General features: G+C 45.4%; 17 protein-coding genes. 15 read left to right on the forward strand and 2 right to left on the reverse strand.

Annotated elements, in window-relative coordinates; translation table 11 throughout:
- Positions 1-9: 9 nt before the first annotated feature.
- The 10 genes from ndk to R7Q09_RS15890 all read left to right on the forward strand — a co-directional run bounded on the left by ndk (position 10) and on the right by R7Q09_RS15890 (position 10,789).
- Positions 10-435, forward strand: a complete 426-nt coding sequence (gene ndk, locus R7Q09_RS15845; protein ID WP_005381702.1) for a nucleoside-diphosphate kinase — start codon at positions 10-12, stop codon at positions 433-435.
- 373 nt (positions 436-808) lie between these two features.
- Complete coding sequence (locus R7Q09_RS15850; RefSeq protein ID WP_318070979.1) at positions 809-1,936, forward strand: bifunctional tRNA (adenosine(37)-C2)-methyltransferase TrmG/ribosomal RNA large subunit methyltransferase RlmN; 1,128 nt, start codon at positions 809-811, stop codon at positions 1,934-1,936.
- A 435-nt stretch (positions 1,937-2,371) separates the two neighbouring features.
- Positions 2,372-3,322 (forward strand): cytoskeleton protein RodZ, encoded by a 951-nt coding sequence (rodZ, locus tag R7Q09_RS15855; protein ID WP_005381700.1) that lies wholly within the window; start codon positions 2,372-2,374, stop codon positions 3,320-3,322.
- Between the two features lie 6 nt (positions 3,323-3,328).
- Positions 3,329-4,447, forward strand: a complete 1,119-nt coding sequence (gene ispG / locus R7Q09_RS15860; RefSeq protein ID WP_005381699.1) for a flavodoxin-dependent (E)-4-hydroxy-3-methylbut-2-enyl-diphosphate synthase — start codon at positions 3,329-3,331, stop codon at positions 4,445-4,447.
- A gap of 26 nt (positions 4,448-4,473) precedes the next feature.
- A complete protein-coding gene (gene hisS / locus R7Q09_RS15865) occupies positions 4,474-5,742 on the forward strand; it encodes a histidine--tRNA ligase (RefSeq protein ID WP_005381698.1) in 1,269 nt (422 codons plus the stop codon).
- A gap of 126 nt (positions 5,743-5,868) precedes the next feature.
- Positions 5,869-6,483: a YfgM family protein gene (locus tag R7Q09_RS15870; protein ID WP_222712435.1), complete on the forward strand. Its 615-nt coding sequence runs from the start codon at positions 5,869-5,871 to the stop codon at positions 6,481-6,483.
- Between the two features lie 12 nt (positions 6,484-6,495).
- A complete protein-coding gene (gene bamB / locus R7Q09_RS15875; RefSeq protein ID WP_318070980.1) occupies positions 6,496-7,656 on the forward strand; it encodes an outer membrane protein assembly factor BamB in 1,161 nt (386 codons plus the stop codon).
- Between the two features lie 167 nt (positions 7,657-7,823).
- Positions 7,824-9,320 (forward strand): ribosome biogenesis GTPase Der, encoded by a 1,497-nt coding sequence (gene der / locus R7Q09_RS15880; protein ID WP_017820569.1) that lies wholly within the window; start codon positions 7,824-7,826, stop codon positions 9,318-9,320.
- Between the two features lie 59 nt (positions 9,321-9,379).
- A complete protein-coding gene (locus R7Q09_RS15885) occupies positions 9,380-10,255 on the forward strand; it encodes an alanyl-tRNA editing protein (RefSeq protein WP_258480243.1) in 876 nt (291 codons plus the stop codon).
- Between the two features lie 309 nt (positions 10,256-10,564).
- A complete protein-coding gene (locus R7Q09_RS15890) occupies positions 10,565-10,789 on the forward strand; it encodes a zinc ribbon domain-containing protein (RefSeq protein ID WP_012842112.1) in 225 nt (74 codons plus the stop codon).
- A 13-nt stretch (positions 10,790-10,802) separates the two neighbouring features.
- Here R7Q09_RS15890 and xseA read toward each other — a convergent pair whose 3' ends face one another.
- Entirely contained in the window at positions 10,803-12,134 is a 1,332-nt protein-coding gene (gene xseA / locus R7Q09_RS15895; RefSeq protein WP_017633909.1) for an exodeoxyribonuclease VII large subunit, read from the reverse strand.
- Between the two features lie 231 nt (positions 12,135-12,365).
- Here xseA and guaB point away from each other — a divergent pair, with 231 nt between their 5' ends.
- The 5 genes from guaB (at position 12,366) to R7Q09_RS15920 (ending at position 19,863) form a co-directional block, all read left to right on the forward strand.
- Positions 12,366-13,832 carry an IMP dehydrogenase gene (gene guaB, locus R7Q09_RS15900; RefSeq protein WP_318070981.1) on the forward strand — a complete coding sequence of 489 codons (1,467 nt, stop codon included), beginning with the start codon at positions 12,366-12,368 and terminating at the stop codon, positions 13,830-13,832.
- 99 nt (positions 13,833-13,931) lie between these two features.
- Positions 13,932-15,485 (forward strand): glutamine-hydrolyzing GMP synthase, encoded by a 1,554-nt coding sequence (gene guaA / locus R7Q09_RS15905; RefSeq protein ID WP_005381685.1) that lies wholly within the window; start codon positions 13,932-13,934, stop codon positions 15,483-15,485.
- Between the two features lie 165 nt (positions 15,486-15,650).
- On the forward strand, positions 15,651-17,174 hold the full coding sequence (locus R7Q09_RS15910; protein WP_005381684.1) for a Na+/H+ antiporter NhaC family protein: 1,524 nt from the start codon (positions 15,651-15,653) through the stop codon (positions 17,172-17,174).
- 212 nt (positions 17,175-17,386) lie between these two features.
- A complete protein-coding gene (locus R7Q09_RS15915; RefSeq protein ID WP_206949575.1) occupies positions 17,387-19,090 on the forward strand; it encodes a chitinase in 1,704 nt (567 codons plus the stop codon).
- A gap of 182 nt (positions 19,091-19,272) precedes the next feature.
- Positions 19,273-19,863, forward strand: coding sequence for an acetate uptake transporter (locus R7Q09_RS15920; RefSeq protein WP_005381682.1), 591 nt, complete (start codon positions 19,273-19,275; stop codon positions 19,861-19,863).
- 101 nt (positions 19,864-19,964) lie between these two features.
- Here the strand turns inward: R7Q09_RS15920 and R7Q09_RS15925 are convergent, their stop codons facing one another.
- Entirely contained in the window at positions 19,965-21,512 is a 1,548-nt protein-coding gene (locus tag R7Q09_RS15925; protein ID WP_005381681.1) for an alanine/glycine:cation symporter family protein, read from the reverse strand.
- Between the last annotated feature and the right edge of the window lie 126 nt (positions 21,513-21,638).

Raw genomic sequence — 21,638 nt, forward strand, 5'->3', positions numbered from 1 at the left:
GGAAATTTTATGGCTCTAGAAAGAACATTTTCAATCATTAAGCCTGATGCTGTAGAGCGAAACCTAATTGGTGAAATCTACAATCGTATTGAAAAGGCTGGCCTACGTATCATCGCTGCCAAAATGGTTCACCTGACAGAAGATCAGGCAAGCGGCTTTTATGCAGAGCATGAAGGTAAAGAGTTTTTCCCTCCTCTAAAAGAGTTCATGACATCTGGTCCTATTATGGTTCAGGTATTGGAAGGCGAAAATGCGATTGCACGTTACCGCGAGCTAATGGGTAAAACCAACCCAGAGGACGCGGCATGTGGCACTTTGCGTGCTGATTACGCACTCAGCATGCGTCACAATTCAGTTCATGGTTCAGATAGCCCTGAGTCTGCCGCTCGTGAAATTGAGTTTTTCTTCCCTGAATCAGAAGTTTTCTCTCGCTAACTCGTTCATGCATCACTTTTGCGTGATGATCTAGTTCGTAATAACCTCGGAATTGTCCGAGGTTTTTTATTCCGCATTCTCCATTTCACCGGCGAGTTCATTCGTAATTATTCGCGAAGATATTGGCTAATCTGAGCATTTTACAGAGGTGAAAGCTTAGTTACGTGTGTTTGTTCTCACTGTTTTCTCTGTACCACTTCTACGCTTTTGTTGTCGGTTGTCTAATCATTATTCTCACCGTAAAGTCTGATTAAAATTTAATCGTTTTTATTTTAATGCCTTAGCAAACTCAGGGTCTTACACCCCTTGTTGTAGCTGCATAAAGGCTGTACAATTCGCGCCCTTATTCTTGTTTCAGTCATTGAGAGGCAACATGACCACTGAAAAAATCAATCTACTCGACTTTGATCGCAAAGGCATGCGTCAGTTTTTCGCGGAAGAACTTGGCGAGAAAGCGTTTCGTGCTGATCAGGTTATGAAGTGGATCTACCATTTCGGTGTAGATGACTTCGAAAAAATGACAAACATCAACAAGAAGCTGCGCGAAAAGCTTTTACACAAGTGTGAAATTAAAGCTCCAACTGTAGCAGAAGCCCAGCATTCTTCAGACGGCACGATCAAGTGGGCAATGAAGGTTGGTGATCAGGATGTAGAAACGGTTTACATTCCAGAAGATGATCGCGCAACGCTTTGTGTATCTTCTCAAGTAGGTTGTGCATTGGAATGTAAGTTCTGCTCAACAGCACAGCAGGGCTTTAACCGTAACTTGAAAGTTTCAGAGATCATCGGTCAGGTGTGGCGTGCTGCACGTGAAATTGGTCTTGAGAAAGAAACAGGCCGTCGCCCAATTACGAACGTGGTGATGATGGGCATGGGTGAGCCGCTTCTTAATATGAAGAACTTGATTCCAGCACTGGAGTTAATGTTGGATGACCTTGGCTTTGGTTTGTCGAAGCGTCGCGTAACCGTATCAACATCAGGTGTGGTTTCTGGTCTTGATCAGATGACGGGCAAAATCGACGTTGCGTTGGCGATCTCTCTTCATGCGCCAAACGATAAGCTGCGTAGTGAAATCATGCCAATTAACGATCGTTGGGATATTCAAGATTTCCTAGCATCCGTTCGTCGTTACATTGCTTCATCGAATGCAAACCGTGGCAAGGTAACAGTCGAGTACGTGTTGCTTGATCATGTGAACGATGACATAGACCATGCACGCGAGCTGGCTGAATTGATGAAAGACACACCATGTAAGATTAACTTGATTCCGTTTAACCCGTACCCAGGTTCACCTTACAAGAAACCAAGTAACTCACGTATTGATCGCTTCCAAAAAACATTGATGCAATACGAGCACACAGTTACGGTTCGTAAAACGCGTGGTGATGACATTGATGCCGCATGTGGTCAGTTGGTCGGTGATGTAATTGACCGAACTAAACGTACGGCAATGCTGAAAGCGTCACGCGGTGCCGATACCATTGAAGTGAAAGCTGTATAAACGACCGGAATTCAAAAATAGCCAGAGCCATTCGCTCTGGCTATTTTGTTTATTGTTTAGGACATTTTCGCCAAGATTTGGGACTATCACTCTTCAACTTAAGGTTATTTGGGTATAATTTCGAATTCCTTTGTCAAAGTTTGGACAAAAGCTTGAGCTATCTGTTAGTTTGAGTGTAAAGAGTTTTTGTCTTCGTTGCGCATTCGCTTATCATGATATGTAACACTAACGATGACACCGATAATTCTCAGCACTTTCTCACATACGTTTTGCTGATTTTTGCAAAACGGGTATTCGCACTCAGATCGCTGAGAGTTTCTTAAAACTATTATTTTTGGTTAACGCGTTTAGGCTAGCTATCTTTAAAGAGGCTTAAGAACAATAACGAAAATACATGACCACGTTAGCCACTAAAACAGATTAAATACCGCCATTATGACAGAACACGAAAATACGAATGAAGTGCCACTCTCTATTGAAGCTGGCACATTACTGAAAAACAAACGTGAATCCTTGGGAATGAGCCAAAAGCAAGTTGCCGATCGCCTGAGGCTTCGCATTTCTGTGATTGAAGATATTGAAAATAACCGATTTGAATCTCAACAAGTCGCGACATTTACGCGTGGTTACTTACGCTCTTACGCTAAATTCGTAGGTCTTGATGAGAAGGTGGTTTTGACGGCGTTAGAGCAGACTGCCGATGCTCAGCCTCAAGAGCAAGAAATTGAAATGCAAAGCTTCTCTCGTAAAACAAAAGACGAGAAGCACAATAGCCGTATTATGCTCCTTACTTGGGTTATCGGGCTGGTCATTATTGGCATTTCAGCGGCATGGTGGTGGCAAAACCAACAAGAGAATAGCCTAACTAAGGAAGTAACGGATTCAAGTGTTGAAGCGCCGCAGCCCACTGCTCAAGAATTAGCTGATATCGATTTGATGACGGCTGAAGAGTTAATCGCAAGCACTCCTGAAGAAGTTGCTTCAACTAATGAAGGCGTTGCTGAATCGACTGAAGCATCCGTTGAGCAAGGGGCGGATCCTTTGCTGACTGAAACTGAAAATACAACAAGCGTAGATTCTGAAGAACCTGTTGCCGTGATTGAAGCGGCGGAAGAGGAACAGCCTGCGCCAGTAGTACCTGAAGGCATGACACTTCTTACTATGAAGTTTAAAGCGGACTGTTGGATTCAAGTAAAAGACACCAATGGTAAAACGCTGGTAAGTGGTACTCATAAGCCAGGACAAGATGTAGAACTTACCGGAAAAGCGCCATTTAAAGTGATATTGGGCGCACCGGAAGGGGTTACAATGACATTTGCAAGTGAACCTGTCGACCTTTCTGGGTATACTTCAGGCAAAGTAGCTAGATTCACTCTACCGTTATAAAAAATTATGCAACACGAATCTCCAATTATTCGTCGTAAATCGACGCGTATTTATGTGGGTGATGTGCCAATTGGTGATGGTGCGCCAATTGCAGTACAGTCAATGACTAACACTCGCACGACTGACGTAGAAGCGACAGTCGCTCAAATCCGAGCACTAGAAAAAGTCGGCGCAGATATCGTTCGAGTTTCTGTACCTACGATGGACGCAGCAGAAGCTTTCAAACTGATTAAACAGCAAGTTTCTGTACCATTAGTGGCTGATATTCATTTCGACTATCGTATCGCGCTGAAAGTTGCGGAGTACGGAGTTGACTGTTTACGTATCAACCCAGGTAACATCGGCAATGAAGAGCGCATTCGCGCCGTTGTTGATTGCGCTCGCGATAAAAATATCCCGATCCGTATTGGTGTCAATGGTGGATCTTTGGAAAAAGACCTACAGATGAAATACGGTGAGCCTACGCCAGAAGCCTTGGTTGAATCGGCGATGCGTCACGTAGACCATCTCGATCGTCTTAACTTTGACCAATTTAAAGTTAGCGTGAAAGCTTCAGACGTTTTTCTTGCGGTGGATTCATATCGTCTGCTGGCGAAGAAAATCGATCAGCCTCTTCATTTAGGTATCACAGAGGCGGGTGGTGCTCGAGCTGGCGCTGTTAAGTCATCTGTTGGCTTAGGTATGCTGTTATCTGAAGGGATAGGTGATACGCTGCGTATCTCTTTGGCTGCCGATCCAGTTGAAGAAATCAAAGTCGGTTTCGACATCCTTAAATCTCTGCGCATTCGCTCTCGAGGCATCAACTTTATTGCGTGCCCAAGCTGCTCACGCCAAGAATTCGATGTGATTGGTACGGTGAATGCACTGGAGCAACGTTTAGAAGACATCATCACGCCAATGGATGTGTCTATCATCGGTTGTGTGGTAAACGGCCCTGGTGAAGCAGAAGTTTCTCACTTAGGTCTAGCAGGTAGTAACAAGAAGAGCGCATTCTACGAAGATGGTAAACGCCAGAAAGAGCGCTTTGATAACGATGACCTTGTGAATAAGCTAGAAGCTAAGATCCGTGCGAAAGCAGCTATGATGAATGGCGAAAACCGCATCGAAGTTAAAGTACAAGATTAATCTCAACGAGAATTACGGTAAGTATTGTGGCAAAAACAATTCAAGCAATTCGAGGCATGAACGATTGCCTCCCAACTCAGTCGCCACTGTGGCAAAAATTAGAAAACACAGTGAAAAATGTAATTAGCGCATACGGTTATAACGAAGTGCGCATGCCAATCGTTGAAGAAACAAACCTATTCAGCCGCGCTGTTGGTGAAGAGACAGACGTCGTTTCAAAAGAAATGTACACCTTTGATGACCGTAACGGCGACAGCCTAACACTTCGCCCTGAAGGTACGGCGGGTTGTGTACGTTCATGTATCCAAAACAGCCTGATCAACCGTGATGAACAGCGTCTGTGGTACATGGGACCTATGTTCCGCCATGAACGTCCGCAGAAAGGTCGTTACCGTCAATTCCACCAGTGTGGTGTTGAGGTGTTTGGTCTAAATGGTCCAGATGTTGATGCAGAGCTTATCATGATGACGGCTCGTCTATGGCGTGAGCTAGGTATCAATGAACATGTCCGTCTTGAGCTGAACTCTATCGGTTCTCAAGAAGACCGCGCAGACTACCGTACTGCACTGGTTGCATTCCTTGAGCAACATATTGATGTGCTAGACGAAGATTGTAAGCGTCGCATGCACACGAACCCACTGCGTGTTTTGGATACGAAGAACCCAGACGTTCAAGCTATTTTAGGTGATGCGCCTCGCCTTTCAGATTACTTGGGTGAAGAATCTAAAGCACACTTCGCAGGTCTATGTGAACTTTTAGACGCCGCAGGTATCAAATACACAGTTAACGAACGTCTAGTTCGTGGTCTGGATTACTACAATCGCACGGTATTTGAGTGGATCACTGAGAGCCTAGGTGCTCAAGGCACTGTATGTGGCGGTGGTCGTTACGATGGCCTTGTAGAGCAATTAGGTGGTAAACCAACACCAGCGGTTGGCTTTGCAATGGGCCTAGAGCGTCTAGTACTGATGCTAGAAACGTTGGAACTGACAGACGTTCGTCGCAGTGTTGACGTGTACGTAGTCACAGCGGGTGAAGGCACCATGATGGCAGGAATGAAGCTAGCAGAACAGCTTCGCGAGTCTGTTCCAGGCGTTCGTGTGATGAATCACTTCGGTGGCGGTAACTTCAAGAAACAGTTTAAACGCGCAGACAAAGTTGGTGCTGTTGTAGCATTGGTTCTGGGCGAAAACGAAGTTGCGGATAATACCGTAGTACTGAAAGACTTAGCTGGTGGTGAGCAAGAGACTTACAACCAAGCAGAAGTTGCAGAAAAGATCGCAGCACTGATTTAAGTCTTTTAGTAATCTAACAAAATTACATCCTAGTTCGTAAGCTAAGGCTCCCAAATGTGGAGCCTTTAAACGAAATAGGAACAATGGCAGCTAAGCTGCCATTTACATGTTTTAAGAGGACAGGAAGTGGAACTTTACGATACTGAAGAACAACAAGTTGAAGCCATTAAAGACTGGTGGAAGGAAAACGGCAAAGCCGTCATCATCGGTGCGGTTGTTGGTTTAGGTGGTCTATTCGGCTGGCGTTACTACCAGGATTCTGTGATTCAGGCGAGTGAAGCAGCTTCTCAAAGCTACACGACAGCAATGAATGCTTTGCAAGACAAAGGCACTGATGCTCAAGCTGACGTGAAAGCTTTCATTGAGTCAAATGAAGTAAAAGAATATTCAGTATTGGCTGCGCTACAACTTGCTAAAGCACAAGTTGAAGCTCAAGACCTTTCTGCTGCATTGGAGCAACTGAAGTGGGCGCAAAGCCACACTCAAGATGCTGCGTTGTTACCATTGATTAGTTACCGCATTGCGCGTATTGAGACGGAAATGGGTAACTTCGACGCTGCAACGGCAGAGCTAAGTAACGTCACTGATACAGCATGGACAGGTCGTATTGCTGAACTTCGTGGCGATATTGCGATTCGCCAAGGTGACAAAGATGCTGCGTACGCTGCGTATACTGAAGCTCAGCAAGCGGCAGATGCAAGCCCGACACTACAAATGAAATTGGACGATCTGGCGAAATAAGGACCGCATTGGATGAAAAGAGTCTTTAAGAAAGCCTTGCTAGGGGCGTTAACAATGGGAGTACTTGCCGGTTGTGCAGGTGAGAAAGACACCATTGTAATGGCGCCACTACCTCAGGTAGACAGTCAGTTTACAACCAGTAGTGAGTGGAGCACATCGGTTGGCGATGGTGTTGGTCATTACTTTTCAAAACTATCCCCTGTATTTGCGAATGATACATTGTTCGTGGCAAGTCGTGATGGCTTAGTAAAAGCGCTGGAGCCTGAAAACGGTAAACAACGTTGGCAAACGGACCTAGAAGAAGATGTCATTGCTCGTCTCTCTGGTGGTATCACAGCGGCATACGGAAACCTTTACATTGGCTCTGAGAATGGTGAAGTCATCTCTCTTGACCAAGAAACAGGTGAAATTGTTTGGCGTGTAAAAGTTGGTGGTGAGGTACTGGCGAAGCCAGTTGCAGATTCAGGCCTTATTATCATCAATACTAGCCGAGGCATGTTGATTGCCCTTAATGAGAGTACAGGTGAGCAACGCTGGGCATTGAGTACAGAAGTGCCGAACTTAACTTTACGTGGCGACAGTACTCCGACTGCAATTGGCGGCGGTGTATTTTGGGGAACGGCAAATGGCCGACTCGCAGCTGCTATCGTTGAGCGTGGTCAGTTGATTTGGCAACAGCCTGTTGGTACGCCAAAAGGCGCGACAGAAATTGATCGTTTGGTTGACGTTGATTCATCGCCAATTGTGCTAGGCGGTACTCTTTTCACCATTGGATACAATGGTCAACTTATCGCCATTGACTTGCGTTCAGCGAACCCGATTTGGAAGCGTAATTACTCATCTGCGACAGACATTTCTACAGATGGTAGTCGCATCTTTGTGATAACGGAAAAAGATCATGTTGTTGCCGTTGATTCACGAAGCGGAACTGAGTTGTGGGAAAACAGCTTGCTTGAGCACCGACAACTTACAGCGCCAGTTATTGTTGGCAATTATCTCGTTGTCGGTGACACGCTTGGTTACCTTCACTGGATGGATCGTTCAACGGGCGAATTTGTTGCGCAGCAGTTTGTCGATGATAGTGGCTTGGCAGTTGGCCCGACGTTATTGTCGGATGGTTATGTGATTACAACTCGCAACGGCGATGTAAAGAAACTAACCATTAACGAATAATATCGTGATATAATTCACATTCGGCTCCTGGCTGGTGACAGCTAGGAGCCGTTTTGTTGTTTGAATTTATTAACCCTGACGTGGTTATAGGTAAAAAGCTGGTTTGATTTGGCATCGAGCAAGTCGTTACCTATAACTACAGAAGAAAGATTATTGTAGAGGTTGTTATGGTACCTGTTGTAGCTCTAGTAGGGCGTCCGAACGTAGGTAAATCTACACTATTTAACCGATTGACTCGCACTCGTGACGCGTTGGTTGCGGACTTTCCAGGCCTAACGCGAGACCGTAAATATGGCCAGGCGAGACTTGGTGAAGAGCACGAATTCATTGTGATTGATACTGGTGGTATCGATGGCACAGAAGAAGGCGTGGAAACAAAGATGGCAGAACAGTCATTAGCCGCGATTGATGAGGCTGATGTTGTATTGTTCCTTGTTGACGGTCGTGCTGGTCTGACACCTTCAGATGAAGCAATTGCTGCGCATCTGCGTAAAATTGAAAAGCCAGCGATGCTGGTAGTAAACAAAATCGATGGTATTGATGCCGATGCGGCGTGTGCTGACTTTTGGCAGCTCGGCGTGGATGATATGTACCAGATTGCGGCCGCTCATGGCCGTGGTGTGACCGCTTTGCTTGAGCGTGCTTTATCTCCATTCTTTGATGATCTACTAACAAGTGAATCTGAAGAAGGTGAGATTGAAGACCTGACTGGATTCGAAGACGAAGAGCCTCTTGTTGAAGATTACACTGAAGAAGACGCAGAAGCTGAATTCAAACGCCTTCAAGAGCAGCCGATTAAGTTGGCGATCATCGGTCGTCCTAACGTAGGCAAATCGACACTGACTAACCGTATTCTGGGTGAAGAACGTGTGGTTGTATACGATATGCCTGGTACAACGCGCGATTCTATCTACATCCCGATGGAGCGTGATGGACGCGAATACGTACTAATTGACACCGCAGGTGTTCGTCGTCGTGGTCGTATCAATGAAACGGTTGAAAAGTTCTCTGTTGTTAAGACGCTGAAAGCGGTAGAAGATGCAAACGTCGTTCTACTAGTGATTGATGCTCGTGAAAATATTTCAGACCAAGACCTAAGCTTGCTTGGTTTTGCACTGAATGCTGGCCGCTCAATTGTCATCGCCGTTAACAAGTGGGATGGTCTAGACAGTGACGTGAAAGAAAGCGTGAAGAAAGAACTGGACCGCCGTCTAGGATTCGTCGACTTCGCGCGTATCCACTTTATCTCTGCGCTGCACGGTACTGGCGTTGGTCACTTGTTTGAATCTATCCAAGAAGCATATAACTCGGCGACAACGCGTGTGGGTACGTCAGTACTGACGCGTATCATGAAGATGGCTGTGGATGATCACCAACCGCCAATGGTTCGTGGTCGTCGTATCAAACTCAAATACGCACACGCAGGTGGTTACAACCCACCGATCGTTGTTATCCACGGTAACATGGTTCGTGAATTGCCAGATTCGTATAAACGTTATCTGATGAACTACTTCCGTAAGTCTCTGGAAATTATGGGAACACCGATTCGCATTAACTTCCACAACAGTGATAACCCATACGAGAACCGTACGAATAAGCTTACGCTATCACAAGAGCGTAAACGTAAGCGTATGATGTCGATGGTGAAAAACCGCAATAAATAATGAAATTCGAATACCCAAGTTTCTACTTGGGTATTTTTTTATCAAAAGTAATCGTAAAAATGACTATCACAGCAACAAAGACTCGTTTTTGTCATCAAACATGGCAATTAGAAGCACAAATACAGCTCGTTCAATATACGGAAGAAGTGACTTACGTTATTACAGATGTCACGCCGTTCCATCCCGTTAGTCACATATGGCCGGATCACCCTGCAGACAAAGGAACGTTGAAGGTGAATGGGGCTGAGCATGACGTAGTAGATTGCCAAGTTGGGGCAGTGGAACAGGAAAGTGGTGCTCTGTATGTGGGTAGTGACATCCCTGTAAAGCGTGATGCTGAAGGTTGGGTGTTTGTCGTCGTGCATGTTTTATCACGCACGGAATCATGTGCAATTAATGACTTGGTAACATTAGCGGTAGATAAAGACTATCAAAATGCTTTGAGTCGAGGCCACACTGCAGGACACTTAGCGTATTTGGCGTTGAATAAAGTACTATCGGAAGACTATTGGCGAAAAGACGCAGACCGCAAAGACCCACATGGTTATTATGACTTTAATAGCTATGCGCAAGTCACGAGTTATGTCACTCCAGACAAGTGCCTCGATACGTACCGTTTAGGCAAAACACTCCGTAAAAGAGGATTAAACAGTGCAGATATGCTGAATGACCTCCAGGCGATTGCAGAAAAAGTGAATGGCCAACTGGTTGAATGGCTTCAAAGAGATGCGATGATCACCATGGAATGCCACGGCGAAAGATTAACGGATTCTCGCTATTGGAAGTGCGATTTAGGGGAAGGTCAATTAGCGGTAATCCCTTGTGGTGGAACGCATGCGAGCCATTTAAATGAGTTTGCTTTTATCCAAGTTAAACTCGTTGAGCTCGACGCTCAAACTATCGAAATGCACACCAATGTAAACACTGCTTTTTGAATAAGATCTTTTTATTAAATTCTGATTTTTCGTTTAATTAAATCCACATAAGGTTTTTTATTCTATCTTAAATTGGAATGCAGAATATGTAACTTATGCTTTCGGTGTGTGGTTATATAAATATTCTTTTAAGGGGTGATCGCTGATCAAGGAGTAAATATCAGACGATCAGTATAAGATCCTACGTATCAAGTATGGTTAACGCCTCGTGAAACTTGTTGGGGCGGTGATGAAGATCAACATACTTGTTCGTTATTTTGAGTAGCATGCGTTACTCGAAATTGCTTAGTTTAGAGAGAGGAACGGGATATGCAGCAGAACATTTGCCCGACTTGCAATGTCGAACTGGAATGGACAGGACAATACCATTGTGCACAGTGTGAATCGGATTTTAAAAAAGTAGGTTTTTGCCCTGATTGTGAGGCGGAGCTGGAGAAGCTGCAAGCATGCGGTGCTGCGAGTTACTTTTGCAATGTGTGTAATGAACTCAAGTCAAAATCACGTGTCCGATTTGAGTTCCAGAAAATCAGTTAACCAGAGTTTGTATTCAGTTAACGGTAGAGCGAACGTCGCCTTCGGCTAATCGAGTAATCAATACATCTCCCGATTTTACATCTGAAGATTGCGTAATTACTTTTCCTTGCTCAGTTTGAGTAATTGAGTAACCTCGTTTCAATGTCGCTAGTGGGCTGACGGTGTCTAACTTCTCTGCAGCAATCGCGAGTTGATGGCGCATAGTCAGTAACTTGCGATCCATTGCATCCATGAGCTTTTGCTCAACACGTTCTAGCTTCGACTTCTGCTCGGCAAGGCGTGTTACAGGAGAATTTAATTGCAGCCGATAATGTTGACGCTCGATTCGCTGTTGACGCAAGGCAATAAAACGACTCATCGCTCGCTGTAAGCGCATGTCCAACTCATCTAACTGTTGCGTCTGACGTTGCAAGCGATAGCTTGGGTGCTGTCTCTCTAGACGGTGCACTAATTGAGCAGATTGCTGCTTTTGTTGTGCTAGGTAGTAACGCATCGCGCTCGCTAACTTATGCTGGCGGGTAACTAAAGCTTGATCTTTGTGGCTGTTATCACGGCTTACTAGCTCAGCGGCTGCTGATGGAGTAGGCGCGCGTACGTCGGCGACAAAATCAGCTATTGTCACGTCAACTTCATGTCCAACGGCGCTAATAATAGGAATTTGGCTTGCTGCAATCGTGCGAGCTAATATCTCGTTGTTAAAGCACCATAAGTCTTCTAATGAACCACCACCTCGGCCCACAATTAGCACATCACATTCATCACGGCTGTTAGCGCGACCAATGGCTTGTGCAATTTGAATGGCTGCGTCCTCACCTTGTACCACTGTCGGATAAATCACAACAGGTAGGGAAGGATCACGACGTTTCAATACGTCTAAGATATCGTAAAGCGCGGCACCAGTTTTCGATGTGATGACGCCAACACGTTTAGGGTGCTCAGGCAAAGATTGCTTATTGATTTGCGCGAACAACCCTTCTGCTGCAAGCTTCATTTTCAGCTCTTCAAACTCTTGTTGAAGACGGCCATCACCTTCCGGTTGCATGCTTTCGATGATCAATTGGTAGTCACCGCGAGGCTCATAAAGAGAAAGACGAGCTTTTACTAGGACTTGATTACCGTTAGCGGGCTTGAAAGTAACGCGGCGATTGTTACCACGAAACATGGCACATTTAACTTGAGCGCGAGAGTCTTTAAGAGTGAGGTACCAGTGACCAGAGACAGGAGCTGAAAAGTTGGATATCTCTCCGACGAGCCAAACGATCCCCATTTCGTTTTCAAGGAGTAAGCGAACTTCTGCGTTGAGACGAGAAACAGTAAAGATGTTTTGATTGGTCTTGGAGAGCACAGCTAATCTCTTAGACGTGAGTATGGAAATTAGCGGCAATATAATACATAGCAAGGGGGTAATTGCAAGAAAAAAATTAAAAAATTTGTGGTCAAGCGATTGCGTTAACCGTATAATCCCTCCGCAATATCTAATCCAAATGTAGCCAACAACCTAAAACTGGTTACCCTCATTATGCGAAACGATGAGATTGGATTGTCTTTTTACTCCTCTAATTGTGAGATATTGCAAATGCTAAGAATTGCCAAAGAAGCGCTGACATTCGATGACGTACTACTTGTGCCAGCACACTCCACCGTTCTCCCAAACACAGCTGATCTTCGCACTCAGCTAACTAAGAACATCACCCTAAACATCCCAATGATTTCAGCGTCTATGGACACTGTTACTGAAGCTCGTCTAGCAATTGCGCTAGCGCAAGAGGGTGGCATTGGCTTTATCCACAAGAACATGTCTATTGAGCAGCAGGCAGCCGAAGTTCGTAAAGTTAAGAAGTTCGAAGCTGGTATGGTAACTGACGCGGTTACTGTAAACCCTGACGCGACCATCGCTGATGTTGTTGCACTCACTGAAAAGCATGGTTTTGCAGGTTTCCCTGTTGTCACTGAGAGCAATGAGCTTGTTGGTATTATCACTGGTCGTGACGTTCGTTTTGTGACGGACCTTTCTAAGAAAGTATCTTCAGTAATGACGCCAAAAGAGAAGTTGGCAGCAGTTAAAGAAGGTGCAACACGAGAAGAAGTGCAAGAGAAAATGCACGAAGCTCGTGTAGAGAAAGTATTGGTTGTGAATGATGAGTTCCAACTAACCGGTATGATTACTGCGAAAGACTTCCACAAAGCAGAACGTAAACCAAACGCATGTAAAGATGAGCGTGGTCGCCTACGTGTTGGCGCAGCAGTTGGTGCTGGCGCTGGTAACGAAGAGCGTGTTGCTGCTCTAGTTGAAGCAGGCGTTGACATTCTACTTATCGACTCTTCACACGGACATTCTGAAGGTGTACTAAACCGCATCCGCGAAACTCGCGCTGCTTACCCAGATCTAGACATCGTCGGTGGTAACGTAGCAACAGGTGCTGGTGCTAAAGCACTAATCGAAGCTGGCGTAAGCGCAGTGAAAGTTGGTATCGGCCCTGGTTCTATCTGTACAACTCGTATTGTAACGGGTGTGGGAGTTCCACAAATCACTGCAATCGCAGATGCGGCAGAAGTGGCTAATGATTATGGTATTCCGGTTATTGCTGACGGTGGTATCCGTTTCTCAGGTGATATCTGTAAAGCAATCGTAGCTGGCGCATCATGTGTGATGGTTGGTTCTATGTTTGCTGGTACTGAAGAAGCGCCGGGTGAAGTGATTCTATACAATGGCCGTTCTTACAAGTCTTACCGCGGCATGGGTTCTCTTGGTGCTATGTCTCAAGGTTCTTCTGACCGTTACTTCCAGTCTGACAACGCAGCGGACAAGCTAGTACCAGAAGGTATCGAAGGTCGTATCGCATACAAAGGCCGTCTAAAAGAGATCGTACACCAACAAATGGGTGGTCTACGTTCAAGCATGGGTCTAACTGGTTCTGCAACTATCGAAGATATGCGTACGAAAGCTGAATTTGTACGTATCTCTGGTGCTGGTATGCAAGAGTCTCATGTACACGATGTTCAAATTACTAAGGAAGCACCGAACTACCGTCTAGGGAACTAATTACCCAACGGAAACGTTTGCTTTTTCCTTGAAGCATTAAGAAGAGGCGAGTACACTCGCCTCGGTTTTAATCACTTAGCCTTAAAAAGACTGCTCAAAATGACTAAAAATATCCATGACCAACGTATTCTGATCTTGGACTTCGGTTCTCAGTACACTCAATTAGTAGCACGCCGCGTACGTGAAATCGGCGTTTACTGTGAACTATGGAGCTGGGATGTAGAAGAAGCGGATATTCGCGAATTCAACCCAGATGGCATTATCCTATCTGGCGGTCCAGAAAGCGTAACGGAAGAGAACTCTCCACGCGCGCCTCAATATGTGTTTGATTCTGGTGTTCCTTTGCTTGGCGTATGTTACGGCATGCAAACCATGGCGGAACAGCTAGGAGGCAAAGTAGCGGGCTCTAACGAACGTGAGTTTGGCTACGCTCAGGTTAAAGTTTCTGGTGAATGTGCTCTATTTAAAGACCTTGAAGCAACTCAAGACGTTTGGATGAGCCATGGCGACAAAGTAGTAGAGATCCCAGCCGATTTCGTAAAAGTTGGTGAGACAGACACTTGTCCTTACGCTGCGATGGCGAACGAAGAGAAGAAATACTACGGTGTTCAGTTCCACCCTGAAGTGACACACACAAAAGGTGGCCTACAAATGCTTGAGAACTTTGTTCTTGGCGTATGTGGCTGTGAGCGTCTATGGACTTCGGAATCTATCATCGAAGACGCGGTTGCTCGCATTAAAGAGCAAGTGGGTGACGACGAAGTTATCCTAGGTCTATCTGGTGGTGTTGATTCATCGGTAGTCGCGATGCTGGTTCACCGTGCAATCGGCGACAAGCTAACGTGTGTATTTGTTGATAACGGTTTACTTCGTCTAAACGAAGGTCAACAAGTAATGGATATGTTCGGCGACCAATTTGGTTTGAACATCATCAAAGTTGACGCTGAAGAACGCTTCCTAAAAGCACTTGAAGGCAAGTCTGACCCAGAAGAGAAGCGTAAGACTATCGGTCACGTATTCGTAGATGTATTCGATGAAGAGTCTAAGAAGCTGAAAAACGCGAAATGGCTAGCTCAAGGTACGATTTACCCTGATGTAATCGAGTCAGCTGCATCTAAGACTGGTAAAGCGCACGTGATCAAATCGCACCACAACGTAGGCGGTCTTCCAGATGACATGGAAATGGGTCTTGTTGAGCCACTACGTGAGCTGTTCAAAGATGAAGTACGTAAGATTGGTCTAGAGCTAGGCCTGCCTTATAACATGCTTTACCGCCACCCATTCCCAGGTCCAGGTCTAGGTGTTCGTGTTCTTGGTGAAATCAAGAAAGAATACTGTGACTTGCTACGCCGTGCTGATGCTATCTTTATTGAAGAACTGCACGCAGCTGATCTATACAACAAAGTATCTCAAGCGTTCACGGTATTCCTACCAGTACGTTCTGTTGGTGTAATGGGCGATGGCCGTAAGTACGATTGGGTTGTGTCTCTACGTGCGGTAGAAACTATCGACTTCATGACTGCTCATTGGGCACACCTACCATACGACTTCCTAGGTAAGGTATCTAACCGTATTATCAACGAAGTTGATGGCATTTCTCGTGTTGTTTACGACATTTCAGGTAAGCCACCAGCGACTATCGAGTGGGAATAATTTTCCTCTAGACTGTTGAGTTTATAAGAACCAGCCTTCGGGCTGGTTTTTTTGTACTTCAAGTTTGTGAAGAGGTGGCTCAACTTTTTTGTGAGAGATATATACATGCGGTTAAATTAAATATATATTCATTTTAATTGTTTGATTATCATAAATGGTATTGCTATGGAACAGGCTGACGTTACCTCTCTCATTCCCATCCTTATTACTCTTTTCCTCGCGCTGACCACAAGAAATGTCGTTGTTGGTTTATTCGCGGGTGTGGTGAGTGGTGTCGCTATGCTCGAAGGGACATTTGTCGAAAAAGGGCCACTAGACTCGTTTAGTGCATTGATGAAAAGCTATCTACTGCCGCAATTAACTGACAGCTACAATGCGGGCGTCATTTTGCTCTTGGTCTTTATTGGTGGCTTTGTTGCCTTGATGGAGAAATCTGGCGGTGGTGTGGCGTTTGCTAAAAAGGTTACTCAATGGGTTGCGAGTAAATGCCAAGCTCAACTGTCCGCATGGTTCGGTGGTGTGGTTATTTTCTTCTCAGACCTTGGTACACCACTGATTGTTGGCCCTGTTTTTCGCCCTTTATTTGATAAGTTAAAAGTATCACGCCAAAAATTAGCTTTTATTATCGACTCTACTTCCTCTCCCGTCGCAATCTTGATCCCTTTTATCGGATGGGGCGTTTACATCATGGGATTGATTCAAAAAGAGTTTACTGCCCTGAATGTCAGTATGAGTGATTGGGATGCTTTCATTGGTGCGATCCCGTATCAGTTTTACGCCTTTCTTGCGATCGCGATTGTGCCGATTGTCTCTTTCTTCAAATTAGATTTCGGACCGATGGCGAAGGCTGAACAACTAGCAGAGCAGGGCTCCGACTTTGGGAAAGTGCAGGAGTCCATGAATGTGTTTACGCATAAAAATGCAAAATCTAGTTTTGTATGGGCACCTTTGCTCGTTATGCTGGTGGTTCTATGTACCATCCTCGTGCCACACGGTTTTCCATTTCAAAAAGTGGCAGGATCAACGTTTAGGGCTGCACTTTCTTCTGCATATTTCTTCGCGGCCTTCACTTTAATTGCGCTGATGGCGTTTTATGGAGTAAGAAAGCTTTCGGATGGTATTCAGGTTTATCTGAAAGGGATGTCAAACATGATGTCAGTGGCGGTGATTCTGGTATTGGCTTGGGCGCTTAGCTCGGTTGGGAAAGAATTAGGTGCAGCTGCATACATTGCTGAACAAGCTCAAGCCGGTTTCCCTTACTGGTTATTGCCAGCGGTTGCGTTTTTACTGGCCGGTATTATCTCGTTCGCTACGGGATCATCTTGGGGGACGTTTGCCATCATGATGCCATTAGTGATCCCAACTGCCGTCGCGATTGATGCACCACTGTTGGTTTGTATTGGTGCGGTATTATCTGGTGGCTTGTTTGGCGATCACTGTTCTCCCATCTCTGAAACTACGATTTTGTCGTCGACAGGAGCGGGGTGTGAACAGTATGAGCACTTCCGTACACAATTGCCTTACGCATTACTCAATGGAATGATCGCATTGGGGTGTTTTCTTTTAGCTGGAATCAACGCCTCACCAGTGATTGTGCTTGCCGCAATTATTTCTCAGTGTGTGGTTTATTTTGTGCTGTCTAAACAAAAGTCAACCGCGAAGCTAGAGGTGGTTTCGGCAGAACAATAAAGAGAGAAGCATCACAAAGCGGAGGCTCACAGGGTCTCCGCTTTTCTTTTGAGTCAAGGTAACATTTTTCTTGTGACAAAATGTGTGTGAGGACCTATTTATTCATTTTGTCTCGCAGAATCAACGTACTTGGCTCGGTGTTTCGTATATATGATCCACTATATGTCTAGTTATTCCTCGTATATTGTATTGTTGAAATCCGGAGACTAGACATGTTTGCACTCAAACATCTTCCTCTTGCATTGAGTTGTGTCTTAGCAGCACAAGTGAATGCGAGTATGAATATTCAGCCCGATCCGCAAAATCCGAATGGTTATGTTATTGCTCGTGGTGACGTTCAAGCCGTAGAGCAAAGCAAAACTTCTGATCCTATGTATGCCATTTGGTCACAAGCATTAGAGACACGCCCGAACTCAGTGGTTGAAGCGATTGTTCCAGGGGCGACAACCAACCCAGAAAACGTGAAGCGTGTAGAGCGTGTATTCCCCGAAAGTGAGTGGGACTTCCTGACTCAAATGGCGGCACCTGAATACACTTACACGCGTTTCCTACGTGCAATTGGCAAGTTCCCAGCATTCTGTGGTGAGTACACAGACGGTCGTGATTCGGATGCGATTTGTAAAAAATCGATCGTGACAGCGTTTGCTCACTTTGCACAGGAAACCGGTGGCCATATTTCGATCGATAACGTATCGGATAATCCGCTAGGGTTGGAAGAGTGGCAGCAAGCTTTGGTTCATGTGCGAGAAATGGGATGGTCTGAAGGGCAAGAAGGTTACACAACAGGTTGTGGTCAAAATGACTGGCAAAACAAACGCTGGCCATGTGAACCTGGACAAGGTTACTTTGGACGTGGTGCAAAACAGCTTTCTTACCATTTTAACTATGGCGCGTTCTCTGAAGTGATGTTTGATGGCGATGCATCTGTATTGTTGAAAAATCCAGGCTTGGTTGCGGATTCGTGGCTGAACTTAGCATCGGCTATCTGGTTCTTCCTAACCCCACAAGCACCGAAACCAGCAATGCTACATGTGATTGACCGTACTTGGGTGCCTTCACAGCGTGAGCTTGATGCTGGCATTGGTTACGGCTTTGGTACGACCATCAACGTGATCAATGGTGGTATTGAGTGTGGGGAGCAAAACAAAGATAAAGGTCAACCTGTTAACCGTATTCGCTATTGGGAAGGACTTGCCGCTCATTATCAAATTCCAATTGAAGCCGATGAGACCAATACCTGTTGGCAGCAGACGCCTTACGGCAGCTTAAATCTGAATGGTGCGACAGACGTGTTGTACACCAACTGGGATGGGAACTGGAAATACTACTCAGATCGTCCTGGAGGTCACTCATTTGAATGTGAGCTTGTTGGTTTCCAAACGGCTTATTCTGCGCTAGTTGCGGGTGATTATGAGAAATGTGTAACTAACTTCTACCAATCTCATGCGGGTTGGCCAGAAGTTCGTGTAGTTGACAAGTTAGACCCAGTGGATCCGGTCGATCCGCCTGTAGGTGGTGTGGCAGCTTGGGATTCTGGCAAAGTATATAACACGGGGGAACAAGTCTCTTACCAAGGTGCTGTTTACGAAGCGAAATGGTGGTCACAAGGTAATGAGCCAACGAAAGGAGACCCGTGGAAGCTGGTTTCAGGCACTCCTACGGAGCCGCCTACAACGGAACCTGAACCACCGGTGACTGAGCCAGAGCCGCCCGTCACAGAACCTGAGCCGCCAGTAACCGAGCCAGAACCACCAGTGACAGGCAATTTTATTCAGTGGGAGCCGGGTGTAACGCAAGTCGCTAACGGCGATAAAGTGACGTACCAAAACAAATGTTTTGTTGCGAAAAATGGCCCAGGAGTGTGGGAAAGCCCAACGCAAAGCAACTGGTTCTGGGACGAGATTTCTTGTCAGTGATCGAGTAAAAAACAACCTAACCATCTATAAAGACTCTGCTTTTTTGCAGGGTCTTTTTTTATATATGTAGTGGTTTATTTATGGAATCTAAGTTTTCAATAACAGCTTTTCTCTTTTGTTCTGGAGCCCATTAAAATTCGCGCGCATTTTTTATCAACATTTTTGAAAAAAGGTATTTGTACATGTCGACAAAACTGGCTAACCCAGCACCGCTAGGTCTAATGGGTTTCGGTATGACCACTATTCTGCTCAATATTCATAATGCAGGATTTTTCCCAATTGACTCTATGATTCTAGCGATGGGCATCTTTTACGGTGGCCTTAGCCAAGTAATCGTTGGCATCATGTGTTTTAAACGCGGTGATACGTTCGGCACAACTGCGTTTACTTCTTACGGTCTATTTTGGCTAACATTGGTTGGTCTAATCGTAATGCCTCACATGGGTCTTCCTGCAAGCCCTGCAAGCTTTATGGGTTGGTACCTAGCGCTTTGGGGCATCTTCACTGGTTTCATGTTCATTGGTTCTCTATGTTACCCAACAGCGAAGCAAGTGGTATTTGGCTCTCTAACTATCCTGTTCTTCTTGCTTGCTGCTCGTGATTTCACTGGTAGCGAAGTGATCGGTGCTATCGCTGGCTTCGAGGGTATCTTCTGTGGCGCAAGTGCAATTTACTTCGCAATGGCACAAGTACTGAACAACGAATTTGGTCGTGAAGTGTTACCTGTAGGTAAAGCAAAAATCGCTCGTAAAGTTGAAGCGGTTATCGCCTAAGCTGCTACTCATAATGAAGAAAGGGGGATTAACCATTGGTTAATCCCCCCTTTTTTATGTCCTAAATCGGACCACTGCTTTTTCTTATTTATGTGATAACGCTATGTTGATGGTTGCTCAACAGTTTCTGCGCTATTGCTGTCTGCCGTTGGTGCTTTACCCGTTTTACGTCGGTACTTATCTTCCCAGTAATCTGCGCCTTTAATGCCCAGTGCAACAGGGTTAAATGTAAAATCGGTCACACCACGTTTTTGTTGCTCTTCGTAGTCGTTCAGTGCTTTGAGTGCAGGCTTCGACATAAAGAAGATGATCAAAATACCGATGATGTTTAGCCACGCCATCAGTCCTACGCCTACATCACCCATCGCCCATGCTAAGTTGGCGGTTTTCACGGTTCCGTAGAACACGGATGAAATAATGATGACTTTCAGAATAAACATCAGTCCATTTACTTTGAACGTACGACGAATGTAAGCAATGTTCGTTTCTGCAATGTAGTAGTAAGCCAGAATGGTCGTAAACGCGAAGAAGAATAGAGCGATTGCGATGAATGGTTTACCCACGCCAGGTAGTGCGCTTTCGATCGCCATCTGTGTAAACACAGGACCATTTGCACCAATATCCGCTGGTAGGTTTTGAACCAGGAATGTACCTTCAATCGCACCATTTACGTTGTACGCGCCAGTGATAAGAATCATGAACGCGGTTGCTGAACACACAAGTAGTGTATCGATGTAAATAGAGAAAGATTGAACAAGACCTTGCTGAGCTGGGTGATCAACACTCGCTGCTGCTGCTGCGTGAGGACCAGTACCTTGACCTGCTTCGTTGGAGTAGACACCACGTTTTACACCCCAGCCGATTGCTGCACCAACGCCTGCCATTGGTGTGAACGCGTCACCAATGATCATGCCGAAAATGCGTGGAACCTCACCAATGTTTAGAAGGATGATGACAAACGCAGTAATGATGTAAGCTAACGCCATAAATGGCACAACGACTTGGGTAAAGTTCGCGATACGCTTTACGCCACCAAAAATGATGAAAGCCAAAATGACACAAACAACCGTACCAGTGAAAATTTTAGCAAAACTGAAGGTACCAATAGCGGTTTCAATCATGTCACCTGAGCCAAATGCGGCTTCTACTGCGTTACCGATACTGTTCGATTGAACGCCAGGAAGTAGAACACCACAAGCAAAGATGGTCGCGATAGCAAAGATCCAAGCGTACCATTTTTGTCCCATTGCTTTCTCAATATAGTAAGCAGGGCCACCACGGAACTCGCCTTCGTCTTCTTCTTTATAAATTTGTGCAAGTGTTGATTCTGCGTATGCGGTTGCAGCGCCAAAGAAGGCTACGACCCACATCCAGAATACGGCGCCTGGGCCACCGAAACCGATAGCAGCAGCAACACCAGCAATGTTACCTGTACCTACACGGCCAGACAGTGAAACGGCAAGTGCCTGAAATGATGATATCCCTTTTGTTGAACTCTTCCCTGAAAGTAATAAGCGCCACATCTCAAAGAAGTGACGAATTTGTACAAAACGCGTCATGATTGAATAGAACAAACCTGCGCCAAGGCACAAATAGATCAGTACCGGGCTCCAAATAATTCCATTCAGAAAATCAACTAATGACTGCATGAGTATTTTCCCTGTTAGTTGTGTTTGTGGTTGTTTTTCACACAATACATTACCCTTTATGTAATGCAATTGTTAACTTTTTTAGCTACAAATCCTTTGTAGCGTGATGATGAACACAGAATGGAG

The organism is Vibrio sp. 2130-1, assembly GCF_033339515.1.

Excerpts from the sequence above, each read along its gene's own strand:
- ndk (WP_005381702.1), top strand. The coding sequence starts at position 10 with ATGGCTCTAGAAAGAACATTTTCAATCATTAAGCCTGATGCTGTAGAG.
- R7Q09_RS15850 (WP_318070979.1), top strand. The coding sequence starts at position 809 with ATGACCACTGAAAAAATCAATCTACTCGACTTTGATCGCAAAGGCATG.
- rodZ (WP_005381700.1), top strand. The coding sequence starts at position 2,372 with ATGACAGAACACGAAAATACGAATGAAGTGCCACTCTCTATTGAAGCT.
- ispG (WP_005381699.1), top strand. The coding sequence starts at position 3,329 with ATGCAACACGAATCTCCAATTATTCGTCGTAAATCGACGCGTATTTAT.
- bamB (WP_318070980.1), top strand. The coding sequence starts at position 6,496 with ATGAAAAGAGTCTTTAAGAAAGCCTTGCTAGGGGCGTTAACAATGGGA.
- der (WP_017820569.1), top strand. The coding sequence starts at position 7,824 with ATGGTACCTGTTGTAGCTCTAGTAGGGCGTCCGAACGTAGGTAAATCT.
- R7Q09_RS15885 (WP_258480243.1), top strand. The coding sequence starts at position 9,380 with ATGACTATCACAGCAACAAAGACTCGTTTTTGTCATCAAACATGGCAA.
- R7Q09_RS15890 (WP_012842112.1), top strand. The coding sequence starts at position 10,565 with ATGCAGCAGAACATTTGCCCGACTTGCAATGTCGAACTGGAATGGACA.
- guaB (WP_318070981.1), top strand. The coding sequence starts at position 12,366 with ATGCTAAGAATTGCCAAAGAAGCGCTGACATTCGATGACGTACTACTT.
- guaA (WP_005381685.1), top strand. The coding sequence starts at position 13,932 with ATGACTAAAAATATCCATGACCAACGTATTCTGATCTTGGACTTCGGT.
- R7Q09_RS15910 (WP_005381684.1), top strand. The coding sequence starts at position 15,651 with ATGGAACAGGCTGACGTTACCTCTCTCATTCCCATCCTTATTACTCTT.
- R7Q09_RS15915 (WP_206949575.1), top strand. The coding sequence starts at position 17,387 with ATGTTTGCACTCAAACATCTTCCTCTTGCATTGAGTTGTGTCTTAGCA.
- R7Q09_RS15920 (WP_005381682.1), top strand. The coding sequence starts at position 19,273 with ATGTCGACAAAACTGGCTAACCCAGCACCGCTAGGTCTAATGGGTTTC.
- R7Q09_RS15925 (WP_005381681.1), bottom strand. The coding sequence starts at position 21,512 with ATGCAGTCATTAGTTGATTTTCTGAATGGAATTATTTGGAGCCCGGTA.